3 protein-coding genes are annotated in these 4,231 nt (G+C 42.5%); 1 reads left to right on the forward strand and 2 read right to left on the reverse strand.

The genetic code is table 11. The features are described 5' to 3' along the window. Positions 1-1,204: peroxidase family protein (locus L650_RS0100585; protein ID WP_029771764.1), on the forward strand; the 1,204-nt coding region annotated here is incomplete at its 5' end. A 408-nt stretch (positions 1,205-1,612) separates the two neighbouring features. Here the strand turns inward: L650_RS0100585 and L650_RS0100590 are convergent. Both L650_RS0100590 and L650_RS0100595 read right to left on the reverse strand, forming a co-directional pair. After that, positions 1,613-3,214 carry an ABC-F family ATPase gene (locus L650_RS0100590; protein WP_083901829.1) on the reverse strand — a complete coding sequence of 534 codons (1,602 nt, stop codon included), beginning with the start codon at positions 3,212-3,214 and terminating at the stop codon, positions 1,613-1,615. Positions 3,215-3,400: 186 nt separating this feature from the next. Beyond that, positions 3,401-4,231 (reverse strand): substrate-binding periplasmic protein (locus L650_RS0100595; RefSeq protein ID WP_317450476.1); only part of this gene is annotated, 831 nt, incomplete at its 5' end.

A 4,231-nucleotide genomic window follows, 5' to 3' on the forward strand; every position in this document is an offset into this window, starting at 1 on the left:
CTGCCACTTACTATTAAACTACGAGTGGGAACTAACTAAAAGCCCAGCAGGCGCGCACCAATGGGAGCCTGTAAACATTAAAGAAGAAGACAAGCCGGTAGATGTAGAAGACCCATCAATTCGTTTAAACCCAATGATGACCGACGCCGATATGGCCATGAAGGTAGACCCAATCTACCGTAAAATTATTGAACGTTTTAACAACGACTTTGAGTATTTTTCTGATGTGTTTGCCCGCGCGTGGTTTAAACTTACGCACCGCGACTTAGGTCCTAAAGCGTGTTACTTAGGTAAAGATGTACCAAGCGAAGACCTAATTTGGCAAGACCCAATTCCGGCTGTTGACTACACCCTATCTGATGATGAAATTAGTGAGCTAAAAGCACAAATTCTTGATTGTGGAGTAAGCGCAACCGATTTAATTACTACAGCATGGGATAGCGCACGTACGTACCGAGGTTCAGACCGCCGTGGTGGTGCAAATGGCGCGCGTATTCGCTTAGCTCCGCAAAAAGATTGGCAAGGCAATGAGCCAGAGCGCTTAGCAAGCGTACTTAGCGCCCTTGAAAAATTTAAAGCAGGTTTAGCTAAGCCTATCAGCATTGCAGATTTAATCGTATTAGGTGGCACGGCAGCTGTAGAGCAAGCTGCAAAACAAGCTGGTGTTGACGTAACTGTACCGTTTGCGCCAGGGCGCGGCGATGCAACCGACGAAATGACCGATGCCGAGTCGTTCGAACCGTTAGAGCCAGTACACGACGGCTTTAGAAACTACCTTAAAGGCGACTTTAGCGTATCGCCAGAAGAGCTACTTTTAGAGCGTAGCCAGTTAATGGGTCTAACAGCACCAGAAATGACCGTACTGTTTGGCGGAATGCGCGTGTTAGGCACAAACTACGCAGGCAGCAAACACGGCGTATTTACCGACAACGTAGGTGCGCTTTCTACCGACTTTTTTGTAAACTTAACCGACATGGCCAATAACTGGAAACCGTCTGAGCCAGGTGTTTACAACATTGTTGAACGTAAAACAGGCACCATAAAATGGACCGCAACACGTATAGATTTAGTGTTTGGTTCAAACTCTATATTACGTGCACTAAGCGAATTCTACGCACAAGACGACAACAATGAACGTTTTGTACATGACTTCGTAAATGCATGGGTAAAAGTAATGAACGCCGATAGATTTGATCTTAAATAAATCAAAATTATAGGCACAAAGGGGAGCAAAATAGCTCCCCTTTTTTATTGTCTAAATTTTAGTTCGTGGCCTGTAGGCACAGAGCTTGTTCAGGGTTGATGTACAGCTTTTCATTAATTGTAAATTAAATACCACCTCCGAGGACACAGAGGCGCTTTGCGCTACACAGAGAAAACACGGTGATTGGTGAGCAATTTCTCCTGCTCTTCTCATTCATTTCTCGGTGGCGACATAATCACTGTTAAACAAAAACAATGCGCACCCACCTATTTAAACACCCACAAAAAAAGGCGCTAAACAGCACCTTTTTAAAACAGCTTAGGCTCTATTTTTAGTTTTTGAAACCTAAAAGCTTAAGCCTAAAAGCTTAAACCTAAAACAGACGCGATATAAAATCGCTGCTACAACTTAAGCGATTTTTTTCTCTTCTATGCTTGCTAGGTATTCGTCAAACGTACCCTGAAAATCAATGACCTGCTTGTCTTTAATATCAATAATACGTGTTGCTAAAGACGATACAAACTCGCGGTCGTGGCTTACAAAAATAAGCGTACCCGCAAAGTCTTTAAGTGCATTGTTTAGCGCTTCAATGGCTTCCATATCCATGTGGTTGGTTGGCTCGTCCATTACAAGTACGTTTACGTCTTGCATCATTAACTTACCAAATAACAAACGGTTTTTTTCACCACCTGAACAGTTACGCGCTTTTTTGTTTGAATCGTCGGCGGTAAACAACAAACGCCCTAACATGCCGCGTACCATTAAATCGTTATGCTTGGCTGTACGCCATTGCGACATCCAATCAAATAACGTTAAATCGTTATCAAAATCTTTTGTGCTGTCTTGCGGGCAGTAGCCAAAGGTCGCATTTTCAGACCATTTAATTTCGCCTTCATTACTTTTAAGCTCGTTTACTAAACAGCGTAAAAAGGTGGTTTTACCCACACCGTTTTCGCCAATAACCGCAAGCTTTGCGCCAGCTTCTAGTAAAAAGTCGCCGCCGCTAAATAATGTTTCGCCATCAAAACCGTGGCCAAGTTTATTAACTTCAAGCGCTTGGCGGTACATTTTTTTGCCTTCGTCAAAACTTAACGATGGGCTCATACGGCTTGACGCTTTAACTTCATCAAGCTTAATTTTATCCATTTTTTTAGCACGCGAACTGGCTTGTTTAGCTTTAGAGGCGTTAGCACCAAAACGGTTAACAAAGTCTTGAAGCTCGTCAATCTCAGCGCTTTTTTTAGCGTTTTCGGCTAATAATTGCTCTCGCTGTAAGCCTGCCGCTTCTAAAAACTTTTCGTAGTTACCTGGGTAAATACGCAGCTCACCGTAATCAATGTCGGCCATGTGAGTACATACCGAGTTTAAAAAGTGGCGGTCATGCGAAATAATAATCATGGTGCATTTACGTTTATTAAGCTCATTAGCTAGCCACGTAATGGTATGAATATCCAAGTTATTGGTTGGCTCATCGAGTAGCAGTATGTCTGGGTTTGCAAACAGCGCCTGCGCTAAAAGCACACGTAATTTCCAACCTGGGGCAACGTTTGCCATTAACCCATAATGAAACTCTTTATCTATACCCGCTTCTAATAGTATTTCTTCAGCGCGGCTTTCGGCTGTATAACCGTCCATTTCGGCAAAAACGCTTTCAAGGTCGGCCACTTTCATGCCGTCTTCTTCGCTCATTTCTGGTAATGAGTAAATACGGTCGCGCTCTTGCTTTACTTTCCAAAGCTCTACGTCGCCCATAATTACGGCATCTACAACGCTGTATTGTTCAAACGCAAACTGGTCTTGGCTTAGGTTACCTACTTTAAGCCCTGGCGTAATCGACACATTACCTGCACTTGGCACAAGCGCACCGCTTAAAATTTTCATGAAGGTCGACTTACCACAGCCGTTAGCGCCAATTAAACCGTAACGGTTACCGTTACCAAATTTAGCTGAAATGTTTTCAAACAACGGCTCTGCGCCAAACTGCATCGTAATATTTGCGGTGGAGATCAAAAAGTTAGTCCTAGAATGAGTACTGACAGGGGCCAACTGCAGCAAAACGCCACAAACAAGACCAAGCAATAGGGTAAATTAGCTGGCGAATTATACAGATCCCCCCATGGTAATGAAAGGTAAAAGATACATACCTAAAATGGCAGCACGTTGGGTTATGAATCTATATAAGTGTAAAACCGCAGGTTAATAGGGTTTGTAAATGCGCTCTATGGCCGCTTTATTATTTTTAATAAGGCGATTAATTACAGCTACTTCGTCAAGCGTGACCGACTGTTTACTCATCATAAAATGTACGCCATTAACATTGATAGCTGGCGCCGTTTTAACCGGTAAAATGGTGCTGTAGCGCTTAGCAAAATATTTTGCGACAACAGAGTCGTCAATCACGTAATCAACTCGCTTTTTGTTAAGCATACCAAAGCGTGTATTTGCATCTGCGGTGAGTACTATTTGGTTGGGGTAGTGTTTTCTTATTTTTTCAAACTCAGCGCCAAAAAAGCTGCCTCTGTTAACGCCAACAATAAAGCCACGTTCAAAAAGCGCCGCCAAATTAATTACATCTTTGGCGTTTTCATGCTTATAAAGCAGCATAACTTCATCGCGATAAACATCAGTAAAATAAGAGTACTCGGCGCGCTCTTTTGTATAACTTGCCGCAAAGGTAATATCAATATGGCCTGTTTTTAGCTCTTGCTGAACCCGCGATAAGCTCGGAAAATAAACCCACTCAATACAAAAAGGCGAATTTTTAAAAACAGCGTTAACCGTATCTACCTCTGCGCCTACAAAGGCATTGCCTTGTTTAATTAAATAGGGCGCCCAGTTGGTTTCGTTGGTGCCCATTTTTAGCGTTTTAGTACATGCCAGCACATTAAATTGCGCAACCAAAACTATAAACGCTAACAGAAACATTTTCATAAAACGTCCTTTTATACCAATCCGCATAATTAAGTGATCTATTTTGAGGATGGATAAACGTGTTGATAGCAAGGCAAAAAATTCGCTATTTAGTTG

The sequence above is a fragment of the Pseudoalteromonas sp. TB51 genome, assembly GCF_000498055.1.
GTDB classification, from domain to species: domain Bacteria; phylum Pseudomonadota; class Gammaproteobacteria; order Enterobacterales; family Alteromonadaceae; genus Pseudoalteromonas; species Pseudoalteromonas atlantica.